This is a genomic window from Geodermatophilus sp. FMUSA9-8 (assembly GCF_037034165.1).
Taxonomy (GTDB): Bacteria; Actinomycetota; Actinomycetes; order Mycobacteriales; family Geodermatophilaceae; genus Geodermatophilus; species Geodermatophilus nigrescens.
In genome coordinates this window covers 157415-172908 of the sequence record NZ_JBAGKE010000004.1, presented here as the reverse complement: position 1 = coordinate 172908, position 15494 = coordinate 157415, and the positions used below count along the sequence as shown (strand labels likewise).

Below are 15494 nucleotides of genomic sequence, written 5' to 3'. Positions count from 1 at the left end.
GCGCCCCCGGAGGGGACGCCGGCCTCTGCCGGTGCTCAGGAGGTCACTGCGCCTTGGCGAGCGTCCCCAGGTAGAGCTCGATGACCTTCGGGTCGGTCATCAGCGACTTGCCCGTGTCGGTGTAGGCGTTGCGGCCCTGGTCCAGCACGTAGCCGCGGTCGCAGATCTGCAGGCAGCGCCGGGCGTTCTGCTCGACCATGATGATCGAGACCCCGGTGGCGTTGATCCGCCGGCAGCGGATGAACACCTCGTCCTGGTAGGCCGGCGACAGACCGGCCGACGGCTCGTCGAGCAGCAGCACCGACGGGTCCATCATCAGCGCCCGGCCCATGGCGACCATCTGCCGCTCACCGCCGGACAGGGCGCCCGCCTTGCCCTTGCGCCGCTCGCCGAGCAGCGGGAAGAGGTCGATGACGTAGTCGAAGCGCTCCTTGAACGTCTTCGGCCGCAGGTAGACGCCCATCTGCATGTTCTCCTCGATGGTGAGCGAGGGGAACACGTTGTTGTTCTGCGGCACGTAGCCCACGCCCATCGAGACCAGCCGGTGCGCGGGCGCCGAGGTGATCTCCTCGCCGCGCAGCGTCACCGACCCCGAACGCACGGGGATGAGCCCGAACAGCGTCTTCAGCAGCGTCGACTTGCCGGCGCCGTTGGGGCCGATGATCCCGACGAGCTCGCCGTCCTGCAGGTAGAAGTCGGCGCCGCGCAGGATGTTGACGCCCGGGACGTAGCCGGCGACGAGGTCGTCGGCGCGCACCAGGGCGCCCTCGGCGAGGCGCAGGTGCTCCTCGCGGGTGGCGGCCTTCTCCGCGGGGGAGAGCTCGGTGGTGCCGGCCGCGGCCTCGTCGGCGCGGGTGACGTCCTCGCCGGACTCGTCGACCTGGAACAGCGGGTCGCTCATCGACCGGTCTCCTTGTGCACGTCGGACCCCAGGACCTCGCCGCCGCCGTGCTCCTCGGCGGCGATCTGCGCCTCGGCCTCGGCGAGGACCTGGTCCTCCTCCTCGACGGTCAGCGGGGCGTCGTGGTGGGCGCCGAGGTAGGCGTCGACCACGGCCTGGTTCTGGCTGATGGACTCGGGCGGGCCCTCGGCGATCACCCGGCCGGCGGCCATGACGACCACCCAGTCGCTGATGTCGCGGACGACGTCCATGTCGTGCTCGACGAAGATGACCGTCATGCCCTCCTCGCGGAGGTCCTTGACGTGGCCGAGCAGGCTCTGCGTCAGGGCGGGGTTCACCCCGGCCATCGGCTCGTCGAGCATGACGACCTTCGGGTCGCTCATGAGCGCCCGCGCCATCTCGAGCAGTTTGCGCTGACCGCCGGAGAGGGTGCCGGCGAACTCGTCCTTCTTGGCGTCGAGCTTGAACCGCCGCAGCAGGTCCATCGCCTTGTCGGTGTTCGCCTTCTCCTGGCTCTTCCAGGTCCCGGGCACCAGGGCGCGCAGGAAGCTCTCGCCGCGCTGGCCCTGGGCGCCGAGCAGCATGTTCTGCAGCACGGTGAGCCGGGACAGCGCCTTGGTGAGCTGGAAGGTGCGGACGACGCCGAGCCGGGCGACCTGGTGCGGCGCCAGCTTGCCCAGCGGGCGCCCGTCGAAGCTCCAGGTGCCGGTGTTGGGCTGGTCGAAGCCGGTCAGCAGGTTGAACAGCGTCGTCTTGCCGGCGCCGTTCGGCCCGATCAGGCCGGTGATCCCGCCGCGCTGCACCTCGAGGTGGTCGACGGCGACCGCGGTGAGGCCGCCGAAGGTGCGCGTGACGCCGTCGACGACGATCGCCGGGTCCGGCTTGGCGACGCCGACCTCCCACGGGACGTCGCGCAGCGCGGCCTGGGCCAGTCGCTGCGGCGCCGCGCGGTGGACGCCGCCCTTGTCCAGCGACGCCGCGTGGGCGCCGGCCGGGGTGTTCTCAGCGGGCATCGAGCATCACCTCTCGTCGGTCCCCGAAGATGCCCTGCGGGCGGAAGACCAGCAGCAGCATCAACCCGACACCCACGAGCACGAAGCGGATCTGCGCGACGTCGGTGGAGGACAGCAGGCCCTCGGGGATGATGCCGTTGTCGATGAGCAGCCGCAGACCGGTGTCGGCGAACTGCAGGATGAACAGCAGGATGATCGACCCGACCACCGGACCCAGCACGCGCGCGGCGCCACCGAGGATCAGGGCGGCGTAGGCGAGGAACGTGTTGGCGTTCTGGTACTGGTCGGGGACGGCCGATCCGGTGCCCACGGCGTACACCATCCCACCGAGCGCGCCGAGGATGCCGCCGAGGACCAGCGCCTGCATCTTGTAGACGTAGACGTTCTTGCCCAGGGCGCGGACGGCGTCCTCGTCCTCGCGGATCGACTTGAGCACGCGGCCCCAGGGGCTGCGCATGAGCGCCCAGACGAGCAGGCAGGCCAGGATGACCAGCACCCAGCCGACGACGGCGACCCAGAGCTCGCCGCCGGACCAGCTGGTGCCGAGGATGCGGTAGCGCTCGTTGGTCGCCCACGGGGCGAGGGAGATGAAGTCGCCGTTGAACGACGACAGGCCCCGGGTGCCGTTGGTGACCGGCGTGGCCGACACCGACCGGAACAGCAGCCGCAGGCCCTCCGCCGTCGCGATGGTCGCGATGGCCAGGTAGTCCGCGCGCAGCCGCAGGGTCGGCAGGCCGAGCAGGAGGGCGAGGACGACCGCGGCCGCGAGGCCCACGACGACGCCGACCCAGAAGGGCAGGCCCCACTGGCTCACCGAGATCGCGATGCCGAAGCCGCCCAGCAGGGCGAACGCGATCTGACCGAAGTTCAGCAGGCCGGCGTAGCCGAACTGCACGTTGATGCCGATGGCCAGCAGGGCGAAGAAGATCGCCTGGAAGCCGAGGCCGGCCTTGAGGGCGACGGCCAGGGCGTCGATGAGGTCACCCATGGCTCAGCCGATCCGGACCCGGCTGCCCAGGATGCCCTGGGGCCGGATGACGAGGATGACGATCAAGAGCAGCAGCCCTCCGACGTACTTCACGTCATTCGGGATGACGAGGGTCGACATCTGCACGAACACGCCCACGATGAGGCTGCCCACGAGGGCGCCGTAGGCGGTGCCGAGGCCACCGAGGGTGACGCCGGCGAACATCAGCAGCAGCAGGCGGAAGCCCATGTCCCACTGCACCTGGTCGGACAGGCCCAGCAGCACGCCGCCGAGCGCGGCCAGCGCGCCACCCATCATCCAGACGACGAGGATGACGCGGTTGACGTCGATGCCCGAGGACGCGGCCAGGTCGCGGTTGTCGGCGACCGCGCGCATGGCCTTGCCGATCTTGGTGCGCTGCAGCATCACGGCCACCAGCACCAGGACGACGAGCGACACGACGATCGACACGAGCGCACGGTTGGTCAGCGTGAACAGGCCGTAGTCGACGGCCCGCCCGGTGGCGACCTGGTACGGGCTCGACCGCCCGCCGTAGACGATCTGGATCAGGTAGCGCAGCAGCAGCGACAGGCCGATCGAGACGACGAGCGCGGCGATCAGGCCGGTGCCGCGGCGGCGCAGCGGGCGCCACAGCGCGAGTTCGTTGAGGGCGCCGACGGCTGCGCCGGCGACCATCGCGATCAGCGTCGCGGCGATGAGCGGGACGCCGCCGGAGACGTTGACGTACCAGGCGACGACGGCGCCGATCGTGACCAGCTCGCCGTGCGCGAAGTTGGTCAGGCCGGTGGTGCCGAAGATCAGCGACAGGCCGACGGCGGCCATGGCGATCAGCAGGCCGAACCGGATGCCGTCGACGAGCAGCTGGACAGCGCGGACCGTGCCGCCCCCGCCGCCGCGGCTGCCGTCCTCGAGCCCGATGATGACCGCCTGGCGGCGACCCTCGTCGACGGTGACGGTGCGGTTGTCCGCTCCGGCCAGCTCCACGCCCTCGGGCAGGTCGTCGGCGTCGATGGTGACGGTGTAGTCCCCGGGGCCGGGGAGGTCGACCGACCAGCGGCCCTCCTCGTCGGTCTCGACGCTGTCGATCTCCTGGCCGCCGGCTTGGGTGACGGTGACCTCGACGCCCTCGATGGGGCCGGACCGGCTGGTCTGCAACGTGCCCAGCACCTGCTCACCCTCGGCGCTCGCGATCCCGGGGGCCAGGAAGGCCATCCCGGTGGCGGCGACGAGGACGAGCAGGAGCCGCAGCAGCACGCCTCGGGCGACGGCGCCGGGGCCCGGGCGGATCGCGCTCCGGTGCGGCCCGGGTCGCCCCGAGGTGGCTGACGGGTGCCTCACACAACCTCCCTGGTCGTGGCAGTGCTCAGGCGCAGTGTCGAAGGACACTGCGCGGGCAGGAGGCGTGACGGTAACCCAGGCCTGTTGCGTCGCCGTTCCCTCGAGTCCCACCTGTGACCCGAGCGAGATCTCCGGCGGGCCGCGGTGATCACTCCTGTCCCACCCCGGCGCGTCGCCGCGGGCGAGCCGCGGGACCGGGTGGAGGATCTCGCCACCGTCCAGGGGAGGACTCCCGTGTCAGGAACCGGTCAGCGGTCTGGCGTCACGACGCGCGTGGCGCGTCCCGAGGACCTGCCCGCGGTGCTGTCGCTCGTACGGCAGCACCGCGCCGAGGCCCACGCCGAGGGGGTGCTCACCGGCCAGACGCCGGGCGCCGCCGCGGCGGTCGGGTTCCGCCGGCTGCTCGCCGACCCCGGTCACCGGGTCGTGCTCGCCGTGCTCCCGGGCGACGCCGCGCCGGGTCCGGACTCGGCCGGCGAGGTCGCCGTCGGCCTCGCGGTGCTCGGGCTGGACCCGCTGTCGACGGTGCTCGGCGTCCCCCAGGTGACCGTCGACAACCTCGTCGTGCACCGCGACCACCGCCGGCACGGCGCGGGCACCGCGCTGCTCACCGCCGCGGCCGCCTACGCCGAGGAGCTCGGCGCCCTCCACGTCGTCGCCGCCGTCGGCGGGCACGAGGCCGAGCGGCAGCGCTTCTTCGCCCGGATGGGCTTCGCCCCGCTCACCACCCGCCGGATCGTGCCGCGGGAGACGCTCGCGCGGGTGCTGGCCGGCCGGCTGCGCGGCGGGCTGAGCCTGCCGCGGCGGCCGGTGCCGCGCCGCCGCCCGCCGCTGCCGCGCGTGCTGCCCGTGGTGGTCCCGACCGACGTGCGTCCCGAGGCACCGGCCCGGGCGCGCTGAGAGCCGGGCCGGTCCGCTGGGCCGGTCAGGCGGGCAGGATCGCGCAGGTCAGCCGGGCGGTCGCCGTCCGGCGGCCGCGGTCGTCGGTGACCTCGACCATGAACGTCGACAGCGTGCGGCCGATCCGCGCGGGCGTGCAGACGGCGGTGATCGTGCCCGACGTGGCCGCGCGCAGGTAGCTGGCGTTGAGCTCGACGCCGACGGCCTTCTTCCCGGGGCCGGCGTTGATCATCGCCGCCCACGAGCCGACGGTCTCCACCAGCGAGCAGGTGGCGCCGCCGTGCAGCAGGCCGAAGGGCTGCTCGTTGCCCTCGACCGGCATGGTGGCCACGAGCCGGTCGGGCCGGAAGTCGACGATCTCGATGCCGAGCTTGTCGTCGAGCGGACTGGCCGCGCTCGGCGGCAGCCACTCCGGGGGAGGCGTCGTCACCCCCGGCACGCTAGCCAGCGGCCGCGGGGACGGCCCGGCAGGGGCCGGGAACGTCGTCGCGCGGACCTAGGATCGTCGTCGATGTCCGCTCCGGTGACCACCTCCGCGCCCACCGCCCCCTCGAGTCCGGGGACGCGGCCGCGCCTGCTGCTCCTCGACGGGCACTCGCTGGCCTACCGCGCGTTCTTCGCGCTGCCGGTGGAGAACTTCTCCACGACGACGGGCCAGCCCACCAACGCCGTCTACGGCTTCACGTCGATGCTGATCAACGTGCTGCGCGACGAGCAGCCGACGCACCTCGCCGTCGCCTTCGACGTCGGCCGGCAGACCTTCCGCAGCGAGATCTACGCGGAGTACAAGGCCAACCGCAGCGAGAGCCCCACCGACTTCCGCGGCCAGGTCAGCCTCATCCAGGAGGTGCTCGGCGCCCTGCGCGTCCCGGTGATCACCGCGCCGGGCTACGAGGCCGACGACGTCATCGCCACGCTCACCGTGCAGGCCGTCGAGCAGGGCATGGACGTGCTCATCTGCACCGGCGACCGCGACGCGCTGCAGCTGGTCAACGAGCACGTGACCGTGCTGTACCCGCGCAAGGGCGTCTCCGACCTCACCCGGTTCACCCCGGAGGAGGTCGAGACCAAGTACGGGCTGACCCCGGTCCAGTACCCCGACTTCGCGGCGCTGCGGGGCGACCCGAGCGACAACCTCCCCAGCATCCCGAGCGTGGGGGAGAAGACCGCGGCCAAGTGGATCCGCGAGTACGGCTCCCTCGACGAGCTCGTCGACCGGGTCGACACGGTGAAGGGCAAGGTCGGGGAGAAGCTGCGCGAGCACCTGTCCTCGGTGCTGCAGAACCGGCGGCTCACCGAGCTCGACCGGCAGGTGTCCCTCGAGCTCGGCCCGCAGGACCTCGCCGTCCGCGCCTGGGACCGCAACGAGGTGCACACCCTCTTCGACAACCTGCAGTTCCGGGTGCTGCGCGACCGGCTGTTCGCCACGCTCAGCAGCGCGGAGCCCGAGGTCGAGGGCGGCTTCGACGTCACCGCTGACGAGGTGGCCCCCGGGGAGCTCGGCGCCTGGCTCGACGCGCACGCCCGCACCGGCCGCACCGGGGTGGTCCTGCGCGGCACCTGGGGCCGCGGCACCGGGGAGCTGACCGGGATCGCGCTGGCCGCCGGCGACGACCACGCCGTCTTCGTCGACCTCGGGCCGGGCCTCGACGCCGCCGACGAGCAGTCGCTGGCCGAGTGGCTGTCCGACCCCGCCGTCGAGAAGGTCGCCCACGACGTCAAGGGCCCGCTGCTCGCGGTGTGGGCGCGCGGCTGGGACCTGCGGGGTCTGGTCAGCGACACCGCGCTCGCCGCCTACCTGGCCACGCCGGGGCAGCGCTCGTTCGACCTCGCCGACCTCTCGGTGCGCTACCTCAAGCGGGAGCTCAAGGACGCCGCCGAGCCCGAGAGCCAGATGACGCTCGACGGGATGGGCCCCACCGAGGCCGACATCGCCGCCGAGGCCGCGCACGCCGACGTCCTCAAGGCGGTCGCGGTCAACGACCTCTCCGACGCCCTCGAGCAGGTGCTCGGCCAGAAGGGCGGCGACCACCTCCTCGAGGGGATGGAGCTGCCGCTCACCCGGGTGCTCGCCCGGATGGAGCAGCGCGGCATCGCCGCCGACATGGACCTGCTCACCGAGCTGCAGCGCGAGTTCGCCGAGGGCGTTGCCGCCGCGGCCGCCGAGGCCTACGCCGTCATCGGCCGGGAGATCAACCTCGGCTCGCCCAAGCAGCTGCAGGCGGTGCTGTTCGACGAGCTGGGCCTGCCGAAGACCAAGAAGATCAAGTCCGGGTACACCACCGACGCCGAGGCGCTCACCTCGCTGCTGGCGCAGACCGGGCACCCCTTCCTCGAGCACCTGATGCGCCACCGCGACGTGACGCGGCTGCGCACGGTCATCGACGGGCTGATCCCCATGGTCGACGACGGCGGCCGCATCCATACCACGTTCCAACAGACGATCGCCGCCACCGGCCGGCTGTCCTCGACCGACCCGAACCTGCAGAACATCCCGATCCGCACCGCCGAGGGCCGCCGGATCCGGCAGGCGTTCGTCGTCGGCGGCGGCTACGAGACGCTGATGACGGCCGACTACAGCCAGATCGAGATGCGGATCATGGCCCACCTGTCGGAGGACGCCGGGCTGATCGAGGCGTTCACCTCGGGGGAGGACCTGCACTCCTTCGTCGCGTCGCGGGCCTACGACATCCCGATCGACCAGGTCGACCCGGAGATGCGCCGGCGGATCAAGGCCATGAGCTACGGCCTGGCCTACGGGCTGTCGGCCTACGGGCTCGCGCAGCAGCTGCGGATCACCCCGGAGGAGGCGCGCGGTCAGATGCACGCCTACTTCGAGCGCTTCGGGGGCATCCGCGACTACCTCGACGGCGTCGTCGAGGAGGCCCGGCTGCGCGGCTACACCGAGACCACGCTCGGCCGGCGCCGGTACCTGCCCGACCTGACCAGCGACAACGGCCAGCGCCGGCAGATGGCCGAGCGGATGGCGCTCAACGCCCCGATCCAGGGCTCGGCGGCCGACGTCATCAAGGTGGCGATGCTCGGCGTCGAGCGGGGGATCGAGGCCGAGGGCCTGCGGTCGCGGATGCTGCTGCAGGTGCACGACGAACTCGTGCTCGAGGTGGCGCCGGGGGAGCGGGAGGCGCTGGAGGCGCTGGTCCGCCGGGAGATGGCCGGCGCGGCGGAGCTGTCGGTGCCGCTGGAGGTCTCCGTCGGCGTCGGTAGCAGCTGGGACGCCGCCGCCCACTGACGACCACCCTGACCCTCCACCTGACGTGGAGGGTCAGGGTGCGAGGTCAGGCGCCCTCCCGGACCTCGGTGATCTCGTCGGCGGCCAGGCCGTGTGCCTCTCCCCGGGCCGCTCCGCGGGGCCACGGGTCGCCGCACGGGGCGTCAGGGGCGGTGCGCGACCAGCACCATCGTCCCGGGCACCAGCGCGCCGCGGGCCGGCGACCACTGGCCCCACTCCTGCGTGCGCCCGGGCGTCCACTCCGGCTCGACCAGGTCGTCGAGCACCAGGCCGGCCCCGACGACGGCACGCACCCAGTCGCCGACCGTGCGGTGGTGCTCGACGTAGACGGTGCGCCCTGCCCCGTCGGTCTCCACGTAGGGCCGCCGGTCGAAGTAGGACGACACGATCCGGAGGTCGTCCGGGTCGGGGGAGTCCGGCAGCGGCCAGCGGAACGGGTGGTTCACCGACGCCGCGAACCGCCCGCCGGGCCGCAGCACCCGCGCCACCTCGGTCAGCGCCCCCTCGACGTCGGCCACGAACGGCAGCCCGCCGAACGCCGAGCAGACGACGTCGAACGACGAGGCGGCCAACGGCAGCGCGCCGGCGTCGGCCTGCAGCAGCGGGACGGGCGTGCCGGTACTGCGGCCCAGCTCCGCGGCCCGGGCGAGCATCCCGGCCGACAGGTCCAGCGCGACGACGTCGGCCCCCGCCCGGCGCAGCCAGCGCGCGCACGGCGCCGACCCGCAGCCGACCTCGAGCACCCGCCGCCCGGCGACGTCGCCGAGCAGGTGCGCGTCGGCCTCCCGCAGCCCCTCCGGGCACCACAGGAAGTCGGCGTCACCGAGGTCGGCGCCGTGCTCGGCGAGATAGGCGGGCGCCGCGGCGTCCCACCAGCCGCGGTTGGCGCGGGACGACTCGCCGGCGCCGGCCGGGCGGCGCTCGACCCCGCCCGCGGCGGGGTAGCCGTCGGGCCCGAGGGGGAGCGCGGGGGGCGGCATCATGACACGCCCAGCGTGACACGCCGCGGCCGACCGGCAGAGGTCGCCCACCCAGGTGGACCCGCGCGCGCCCGCGTCCGTACCATGGGAATGCGCCTGAGGTCTGTCAGTGCTGTACCCGCAAGGGATCGGCGCGCGCCGGCTCTCCCCGCATCCGCGGTCACCCGGCCGCGACACCCCGTCCCTACGCATCCCCCGTCCGGAGCACTCGACCACATGACCTCCACCCAGGTCCGTCCTTCCAGCACCCCCCAGATCGCGGTGAACGACATCGGCACCGCCGAGGACTTCCTCGCCGCGATCGACCAGACGATCAAGTACTTCAACGACGGCGACATCGTCGAAGGCGTCATCGTCAAGGTCGACCGGGACGAGGTGCTGCTGGACATCGGCTACAAGACCGAGGGCGTCATCCCCTCGCGCGAGCTGTCCATCAAGCACGACGTCGACCCCAACGAGGTCGTCAAGGTCGGCGACGAGGTGGAAGCCCTCGTCCTCCAGAAGGAGGACAAGGAAGGCCGCCTGATCCTGTCCAAGAAGCGCGCCCAGTACGAGCGCGCCTGGGGCACGATCGAGGCCAAGAAGGAAGCCGACGAGGTCGTCACCGGCACCGTCATCGAGGTCGTCAAGGGCGGCCTCATCCTCGACATCGGCCTGCGCGGGTTCCTCCCCGCCTCGCTGGTCGAGATGCGCCGCGTGCGCGACCTGCAGCCCTACGTGGGCCGCGAGCTCGAGGCGAAGATCATCGAGCTCGACAAGAACCGCAACAACGTTGTCCTGTCCCGCCGGCAGTGGCTGGAGCAGACGCAGTCCGAGGTCCGCAGCGAGTTCCTCAACAAGCTCGCCCGCGGCCAGGTGCGCACCGGCGTCGTCTCCTCGATCGTCAACTTCGGCGCGTTCGTCGACCTGGGCGGCGTGGACGGCCTCGTGCACGTCTCCGAGCTGTCCTGGAAGCACATCGACCACCCGTCCGAGGTCGTCGAGGTGGGCCAGGAGGTCACCGTCGAGGTCCTCGACGTCGACCTCGACCGCGAGCGGGTCTCCCTGTCGCTGAAGGCGACGCAGGAGGACCCGTGGCGTCAGTTCGCCCGCACCCACCAGATCGGCCAGGTCGTGCCGGGCAAGGTCACCAAGCTGGTGCCCTTCGGTGCGTTCGTCCGGGTCGACGAGGGCATCGAGGGCCTGGTCCACATCTCCGAGCTGGCCGAGCGGCACGTGGAGATCCCGGAGCAGGTCGTGCAGGTCGGCGACGAGATCCTCGTCAAGGTCATCGACATCGACCTCGACCGGCGCCGCATCTCGCTGTCGCTCAAGCAGGCCAACGAGGGCGTCATCGGCGACGAGGAGCAGTTCGACCCCGCCGCCTACGGCATGTCGGCCTCGTACGACGACCAGGGCAACTACATCTACCCCGAGGGCTTCGACCCGGAGACCGGCGAGTGGCTCGAGGGCTACGACGAGGCCCGCGAGACCTGGGAGCGGCAGTACGCCGAGGCCCAGTCCCGCTTCGAGGCGCACCGCAAGCAGATCGCCGCGGCCCGCGAGGCCGACGCCGAGGCGGCTGCCGGGGGCAACTACAGCTCCGGTGGCGACGCGCCGGCCGGCGACACCGGTGCCAGCACCGGCGGCACGCTGGCCAGCGACGAGGCGCTCGCCGCGCTGCGCGCCAAGCTCGCCGGCGGGGAGTGACCCGCTGACCGGCTGACGGTTTGATCGACGACAGAGGCCCAGGACCCGCGAGGTCCTGGGCCTCTGTCGTGTGCGGGGAGGGTGCCCGCCCGCCGTCCCCGTCCGGGCGGGCACCCTCGTCCGTCGCAGGGTCCCGCTCCGGGGACCCGCGGGCTCAGAGGCTCAGGATGATGGCGAACGCCGAGCGCGGGCGGCCACCGGCGGCGGCCAGCGACGACCAGGTGTGCCGGCCGGCCGGGGCGGCGTCGAGCAGCCAGCGCAGGAAGGTGCGGCGGGCCGGCGCCGGGTGCGCGGCGGTGTTCGCCACGAGGCGCTCGCGGACGGCCGGCAGGTCGGCGACCCGGATGCCGCCTGCGCGCTCCGCCCGGTGGCGGCCCGGGGTGCGGGGGCCGGCGGGGACCGTCGCGACGGCGGTGCGGGACTGCGACATCGGGCTGCCTGCCTCTCTCGGCTGCGTCCCCCTCCATGGGGAAGCGACGGGGCGGACGTTATGAGGAGTGGCGCGTGTGACTGGTGCGACGCGCCGTGCACACGGGACGGGTGTTACCCGTCCGTGACCGCCTCCGGCGCGGTCGTTACGGTCCGTGCGTGCTGCGGATCGGGTTGACCGGCGGGATCGGGTCGGGGAAGAGCACGGTGGCGGCGCTGCTGGCCGCCCGCGGGGCGGTGGTCGTCGACGCCGACCGGATCGCCCGGGAGGTGGTCGAGCCGGGCACCCCGGGCCTGGCGGCCGTCGTCGCCTCCTTCGGCCCCGGTGTCCTGACCGCCGACGGCGCGCTCGACCGCGCCGCGCTCGCCTCGATCGTGTTCGCCGATCCGGAGGCACGCGCCCGGCTCGACGGCATCGTGCACCCGCTGGTGCGCGCCCGGGCCCAGGAGGTCGTGGCGGGCGCCGCGGCGGACGCCGTCGTCGTCCAGGACGTGCCGCTGCTCGTGGAGACCGGCCAGGCGGGACAGTACGACCTCGTGCTCGTCGTCGAGGCCGACCTCGAGACGCGCGTGGCACGGCTGCTGCTGCGCGGCCTGACCGAGGAGGACGCCCGCGCCCGCATCGCCGCCCAGGCCACCGACGAGCAGCGCCGCGCCGTGGCCGACGTCGTCCTGGACAACAGCGGCGCGCCCGACGCGCTGGCCGCGCAGGTCGAGCGGCTGTGGGCGGAGCGGGTCGTGCCGGCGCGGGGGGAGCGGGACGGGTCCTGAGGCCGGCGGAGGCGACGGGCCCGCCGGGACGACGAGAGCCCCGGACCTGGTGGTCCGGGGCTCTCGTGCTGGTGGGCGATACTGGGTTCGAACCAGTGACCTCTACCGTGTCAAGGTAGCGCTCTACCACTGAGCCAATCGCCCGGATCCGGTGCGGTGACCGGCCCGCTCCACCGCGCTCGGCGAGGAGGCGAGGTGGAGACGGGATTTGAACCCGTGTAGACGGCTTTGCAGGCCGTTGCCTCGCCTCTCGGCCACTCCACCGCACACACGAGCGCCGGTCTCGCGACCAGCGCCCGAGGTCCCGAGCGGACGACGGGATTCGAACCCGCGACCCTCACCTTGGCAAGGTGATGCTCTACCAACTGAGCCACGTCCGCGTTGCTGTCTTGCAGGGAGAACACTACCTGACGTCCGCGGGGGGTTTCACGGGGGGTCCCCCCGGGGGGTCAGCGGGCCCCCGGATCGGCCCCGCCGGACAGCAGGGCCGCCAGCTCCTCGTCGACGGCGAGGGCCGCCGTCTCCTGGCCGGGAGGCACCAGCGCCTCGGTCTGCTGCAGGAACGCCGCCACCGTGGCCCGCGACAGCTCGAACAACGCCTCGCCCGAGGGCGCGCGCAGGTGCAGGTAGAGGACGTCGCCGCTGGTGCGCGCCGGCCACAGCCGCACGTCGCCGTCGCCGGCCGGCCGCTCCAGTCCCGCGGCCAGCAGCTCCCGGCCCAGCAGCCAGGTGACGCCGTCGTCGGCGGGCTCCCCGGGCTCGCCGAACCCGATCCGCACGGCGAAGGGGTCGCTGACCGCGTACGACAGGACGGCGGGGACCTCGGTCCACGACGTCGGGCCGACCAGGTGCAGCGTCGTCGGGACGGAGTACCCCGGGGAGGAGCGGTGTGCCCTGTCGCGGTCCATGACTCCTAGAACGACCGGGGACGCCGGATGTTGCGCCGAGGTGCGCCCGGGCGTGTCGCACGGACGGGTGAGGTCCGTGGGGCGGGCGACCGCCGAGGAGGACGACGGTGAACCGCCGGGCCTCCACGCAGCGAACGCGGCGTGTGACGATGGGAGCCGTGACGCGTCCGGCACGACGACCGGAGGGCGATTCCGGCGATGCCGACCTCGTGCTGCGCGTGCGCGCGGGGGACCGCGGCGCCGTCGACGACCTCTACGACCGCTTCCGCCGCCCGGCCTTCGCGCTGGCCCGGCGGATCCTCGCCGACGACACCCTCGCGGAGGACGTCGTCCAGGACGTGTTCCTGAGCGTCTGGCGCGACCCCTGGGCCTACGACCGGGCGCGCGGCAGCTTCTCCTCCTGGCTGATGGCGATGGTCCACCACAAGGCCGTCGACGCCGTCCGCCGCGAGGAGGCCCACCGGCGCCGCCAGGCGCGCGCCGAGGACGACCTGGCGCTCACCGCCCCGACCACCGCCTCCGACGTCGAGGACGAGGCGTGGAGCCGGGTCGTGTCCGAGCGGGTGCGGACGGCGCTGGGCACCCTGCCCGACGCCCAGCGGGAGGCGCTGACCCTGGCCTACTACGGCGGCTACACGCAGCGGGAGGTCGCGGCCCTGACCCGCGCGCCGCTGGGCACGGTCAAGACGCGCATGCTCGCCGGGATGCGCCGGCTCAAGGAGGAGCTCGGTGCGGTCGGCGGCGCCACGGCCGGCGGCGCCCTGAGCGGTCCCGCGGCGGTCGACGGGGGTGCCCGGTGAGCGCGCGGCACGACGACCACGAGGCGTGGGACGAGCTCGCCGTCGGGTGGGCGCTGCACGCGCTCGAGCCCGAGGACGAGGCGCTGTTCACCCCGCACCTGCCCGGCTGCGCGCGGTGCGCCCGCACCGTCGCCGAGACCTCCGAGGTGATGGCGGCGCTGGCGAACGACCTCCCGCCGGCCGAGCCGTCGGAGGGGCTGCGCGACCGGCTGCGCGACGCCGTGGAGCGCACCGAGCAGGTGCCGCCCCCGGCGTCGGCGGCCGGGGCACCCGACGTCGGGCTGCCCGGCGCGGCGACCGCCCCGCTGAGCGGTCCGGCCGCCGGTCCCCGGCCGGTCCCCGGTCCGCCGGGCGGCCGGCGGCGCACCGACGTCCCCGGCGGGGGCGGGTCCACGCGGGCCACCGGCTTCCCGGGCTACGAGCCCGCGCCGGCGGGGGAGGAGCGCCCCGCGCGGACCGCGTGGCGCCGCGTGCTGCCCAACGCCCTCGTCGCCGCCGCGGTCGCCGCGATCCTGGCGCTGGGCACCTGGAACGTCGTCCTCAGCTCCGCGCGGGACGAGGCGCAGGCGGCCGCCGCCGAGCAGGCCGACGTCGTGCAGTCGCTCCTGCAGCCCGGCCGCGCCACCATCGCGCCGGTCACGGACACGGACGGCCACGACGTCGCCACCGTCGTCGCCCGCGACGGCGAGCTGCAGGTGGTCACGCACGGGCTGCGCCTCAACGACCGCGACGCGACCACCTACGTCGTGTGGGGGATGACCGAGACCGACCCGGTGCCGCTCGGCACCTTCGACGTCGTCTCCCCACAGACCGACCTCCGGGCCGTAGGCTCCGCCTCGACCGGTCTCGACGACTACGAGGCGTACGCCGTCAGCATCGAGCCCGGCCGTCAGGCTCCGTCGGAACCGACGGACGTGGTCGCGAGCGGGCAGGTGAGCAGCTGAGCGGACAGGAGACCGTGCCGCCCCTCCCTCGGGAGGCGCCGGCCGGACCGACCGCGGGGACGCGGCGGGAGCGGGACGGGCACGAGAGCCTGCGCGAGCGGGTCGCCGACTCGCGCTGGCGGCGACGGATCGCCGCCCGTCGGTCGATCGACCACGCCTACCGGATGGGCGTCGGCATCGTGGGCGGGCTGGTCGTCGCCGTCGGGCTGGCCACCATCCCGCTGCCGGGGCCGGGCTGGCTGACGGTCATCGCGGGCCTGTTCGTGCTCGCCACCGAGTTCATGTGGGCCGAGCGGCTGCTGGAGTTCACCCGGCGGCACGTCCGTGCCTGGACCGACTGGGTCGGCCGGCAGCCGGTGTGGGTGCGGCTGGGCATCGGCGTGCTGACGGCGGCCTTCGTCTACGGCGTCCTGGTCGTCACGCTGCACCTGACGGGCGTGCCGGACTGGGTGCCGGGGTGGGTGCCGCTCTGGCGGTGACCGTCTGGCATCATGGACGGCGCAGCGGGCGATTGGCTCAGTGGTAGAGCGCTTCGTTCACACCGAAGAGGTCACTGGTTCGAACCCAGTATCGCCCACCCTGC

Annotated in this window: 15 protein-coding genes and 4 tRNA genes; 8 read left to right on the top strand and 11 right to left on the bottom strand. The window is 73.5% G+C overall.

Annotated features, from left to right (window positions below; genetic code table 11):
* Positions 1–43 precede the first annotated feature (43 nt).
* The 4 genes from WA616_RS10615 to WA616_RS10600 are packed head-to-tail and all read right to left on the bottom strand — an operon-like array spanning position 44 to position 4156.
* Complete coding sequence (locus tag WA616_RS10615) at positions 44–901, bottom strand: ABC transporter ATP-binding protein (protein WP_217651352.1); 858 nt, start codon at positions 899–901, stop codon at positions 44–46.
* Entirely contained in the window at positions 898–1914 is a 1017-nt protein-coding gene (locus WA616_RS10610) for an ABC transporter ATP-binding protein (RefSeq protein WP_336029603.1), read from the bottom strand. Before WA616_RS10610 ends, WA616_RS10615 begins: the two co-directional genes overlap by 4 nt.
* Positions 1904–2902 carry a branched-chain amino acid ABC transporter permease gene (locus WA616_RS10605; protein ID WP_073422602.1) on the bottom strand — a complete coding sequence of 333 codons (999 nt, stop codon included), beginning with the start codon at positions 2900–2902 and terminating at the stop codon, positions 1904–1906. Before WA616_RS10605 ends, WA616_RS10610 begins: the two co-directional genes overlap by 11 nt.
* Before the next feature lie 3 nt (positions 2903–2905).
* Positions 2906–4156, bottom strand: coding sequence for a branched-chain amino acid ABC transporter permease (locus WA616_RS10600; protein WP_245794876.1), 1251 nt, complete (start codon positions 4154–4156; stop codon positions 2906–2908).
* A 357-nt stretch (positions 4157–4513) separates the two neighbouring features.
* On the opposite strand from WA616_RS10600, the gene WA616_RS10595 reads away from it, so the two are divergent.
* The gene (locus tag WA616_RS10595; protein ID WP_336029600.1) at positions 4514–5140 is read left to right on the top strand and encodes a GNAT family N-acetyltransferase; all 627 of its coding nucleotides are present in this window, start codon (positions 4514–4516) and stop codon (positions 5138–5140) included.
* A gap of 25 nt (positions 5141–5165) precedes the next feature.
* On the opposite strand, the gene WA616_RS10590 is transcribed toward WA616_RS10595, so the two are convergent.
* Positions 5166–5570: a PaaI family thioesterase gene (locus WA616_RS10590; protein WP_336029598.1), complete on the bottom strand. Its 405-nt coding sequence runs from the start codon at positions 5568–5570 to the stop codon at positions 5166–5168.
* An 81-nt stretch (positions 5571–5651) separates the two neighbouring features.
* Here WA616_RS10590 and polA point away from each other — a divergent pair, with 81 nt between their 5' ends.
* Positions 5652–8390: a DNA polymerase I gene (gene polA, locus WA616_RS10585; protein WP_336029597.1), complete on the top strand. Its 2739-nt coding sequence runs from the start codon at positions 5652–5654 to the stop codon at positions 8388–8390.
* Positions 8391–8533: 143 nt separating this feature from the next.
* On the opposite strand, the gene WA616_RS10580 is transcribed toward polA, so the two are convergent.
* Positions 8534–9373, bottom strand: a complete 840-nt coding sequence (locus WA616_RS10580; protein WP_336029596.1) for a class I SAM-dependent methyltransferase — start codon at positions 9371–9373, stop codon at positions 8534–8536.
* A 213-nt stretch (positions 9374–9586) separates the two neighbouring features.
* On the opposite strand from WA616_RS10580, the gene rpsA reads away from it, so the two are divergent.
* Positions 9587–11059: a 30S ribosomal protein S1 gene (rpsA, locus tag WA616_RS10575; RefSeq protein ID WP_073422597.1), complete on the top strand. Its 1473-nt coding sequence runs from the start codon at positions 9587–9589 to the stop codon at positions 11057–11059.
* 154 nt (positions 11060–11213) lie between these two features.
* On the opposite strand, the gene WA616_RS10570 is transcribed toward rpsA, so the two are convergent.
* Positions 11214–11489, bottom strand: coding sequence for a hypothetical protein (locus WA616_RS10570; RefSeq protein WP_336029595.1), 276 nt, complete (start codon positions 11487–11489; stop codon positions 11214–11216).
* A gap of 158 nt (positions 11490–11647) precedes the next feature.
* On the opposite strand from WA616_RS10570, the gene coaE reads away from it, so the two are divergent.
* Positions 11648–12259, top strand: coding sequence for a dephospho-CoA kinase (gene coaE, locus WA616_RS10565; RefSeq protein WP_336029594.1), 612 nt, complete (start codon positions 11648–11650; stop codon positions 12257–12259).
* Between the two features lie 69 nt (positions 12260–12328).
* On the opposite strand, the gene WA616_RS10560 is transcribed toward coaE, so the two are convergent.
* The 4 genes from WA616_RS10560 to WA616_RS10545 all read right to left on the bottom strand — a co-directional run bounded on the left by WA616_RS10560 (position 12329) and on the right by WA616_RS10545 (position 13167).
* A tRNA-Val gene (locus WA616_RS10560) sits at positions 12329–12403 on the bottom strand.
* A 49-nt stretch (positions 12404–12452) separates the two neighbouring features.
* Positions 12453–12523: transfer RNA gene (locus WA616_RS10555), tRNA-Cys, on the bottom strand.
* A 43-nt stretch (positions 12524–12566) separates the two neighbouring features.
* Positions 12567–12639: transfer RNA gene (locus tag WA616_RS10550), tRNA-Gly, on the bottom strand.
* A 69-nt stretch (positions 12640–12708) separates the two neighbouring features.
* Positions 12709–13167: an SsgA family sporulation/cell division regulator gene (locus WA616_RS10545; protein ID WP_073422594.1), complete on the bottom strand. Its 459-nt coding sequence runs from the start codon at positions 13165–13167 to the stop codon at positions 12709–12711.
* A gap of 149 nt (positions 13168–13316) precedes the next feature.
* Here WA616_RS10545 and WA616_RS10540 point away from each other — a divergent pair, with 149 nt between their 5' ends.
* The 4 genes from WA616_RS10540 to WA616_RS10525 all read left to right on the top strand — a co-directional run bounded on the left by WA616_RS10540 (position 13317) and on the right by WA616_RS10525 (position 15488).
* Entirely contained in the window at positions 13317–13967 is a 651-nt protein-coding gene (locus WA616_RS10540; protein ID WP_336029592.1) for a sigma-70 family RNA polymerase sigma factor, read from the top strand.
* Positions 13964–14911, top strand: coding sequence for an anti-sigma factor domain-containing protein (locus WA616_RS10535; RefSeq protein WP_336029590.1), 948 nt, complete (start codon positions 13964–13966; stop codon positions 14909–14911). Before WA616_RS10540 ends, WA616_RS10535 begins: the two co-directional genes overlap by 4 nt.
* Positions 14912–14925: 14 nt before the next feature.
* Positions 14926–15390, top strand: a complete 465-nt coding sequence (locus WA616_RS10530; RefSeq protein WP_336029588.1) for a TIGR02611 family protein — start codon at positions 14926–14928, stop codon at positions 15388–15390.
* Positions 15391–15416: 26 nt separating this feature from the next.
* A tRNA-Val gene (locus WA616_RS10525) sits at positions 15417–15488 on the top strand.
* The last annotated feature ends 6 nt before the right edge of the window (positions 15489–15494 follow it).

What these genes read in the sequence shown, in the direction of transcription:
- WA616_RS10605 (WP_073422602.1), bottom strand. Translation starts at nt 2,902, where the DNA reads ATGGGTGACCTCATCGACGCCCTGGCCGTCGCCCTCAAGGCCGGCCTC.
- rpsA (WP_073422597.1), top strand. Translation starts at nt 9,587, where the DNA reads ATGACCTCCACCCAGGTCCGTCCTTCCAGCACCCCCCAGATCGCGGTG.
- WA616_RS10570 (WP_336029595.1), bottom strand. Translation starts at nt 11,489, where the DNA reads ATGTCGCAGTCCCGCACCGCCGTCGCGACGGTCCCCGCCGGCCCCCGC.
- WA616_RS10615 (WP_217651352.1), bottom strand. Translation starts at nt 901, where the DNA reads ATGAGCGACCCGCTGTTCCAGGTCGACGAGTCCGGCGAGGACGTCACC.
- WA616_RS10580 (WP_336029596.1), bottom strand. Translation starts at nt 9,373, where the DNA reads ATGATGCCGCCCCCCGCGCTCCCCCTCGGGCCCGACGGCTACCCCGCC.
- polA (WP_336029597.1), top strand. Translation starts at nt 5,652, where the DNA reads ATGTCCGCTCCGGTGACCACCTCCGCGCCCACCGCCCCCTCGAGTCCG.
- WA616_RS10540 (WP_336029592.1), top strand. Translation starts at nt 13,317, where the DNA reads ATGGGAGCCGTGACGCGTCCGGCACGACGACCGGAGGGCGATTCCGGC.
- WA616_RS10545 (WP_073422594.1), bottom strand. Translation starts at nt 13,167, where the DNA reads ATGGACCGCGACAGGGCACACCGCTCCTCCCCGGGGTACTCCGTCCCG.
- WA616_RS10610 (WP_336029603.1), bottom strand. Translation starts at nt 1,914, where the DNA reads ATGCCCGCTGAGAACACCCCGGCCGGCGCCCACGCGGCGTCGCTGGAC.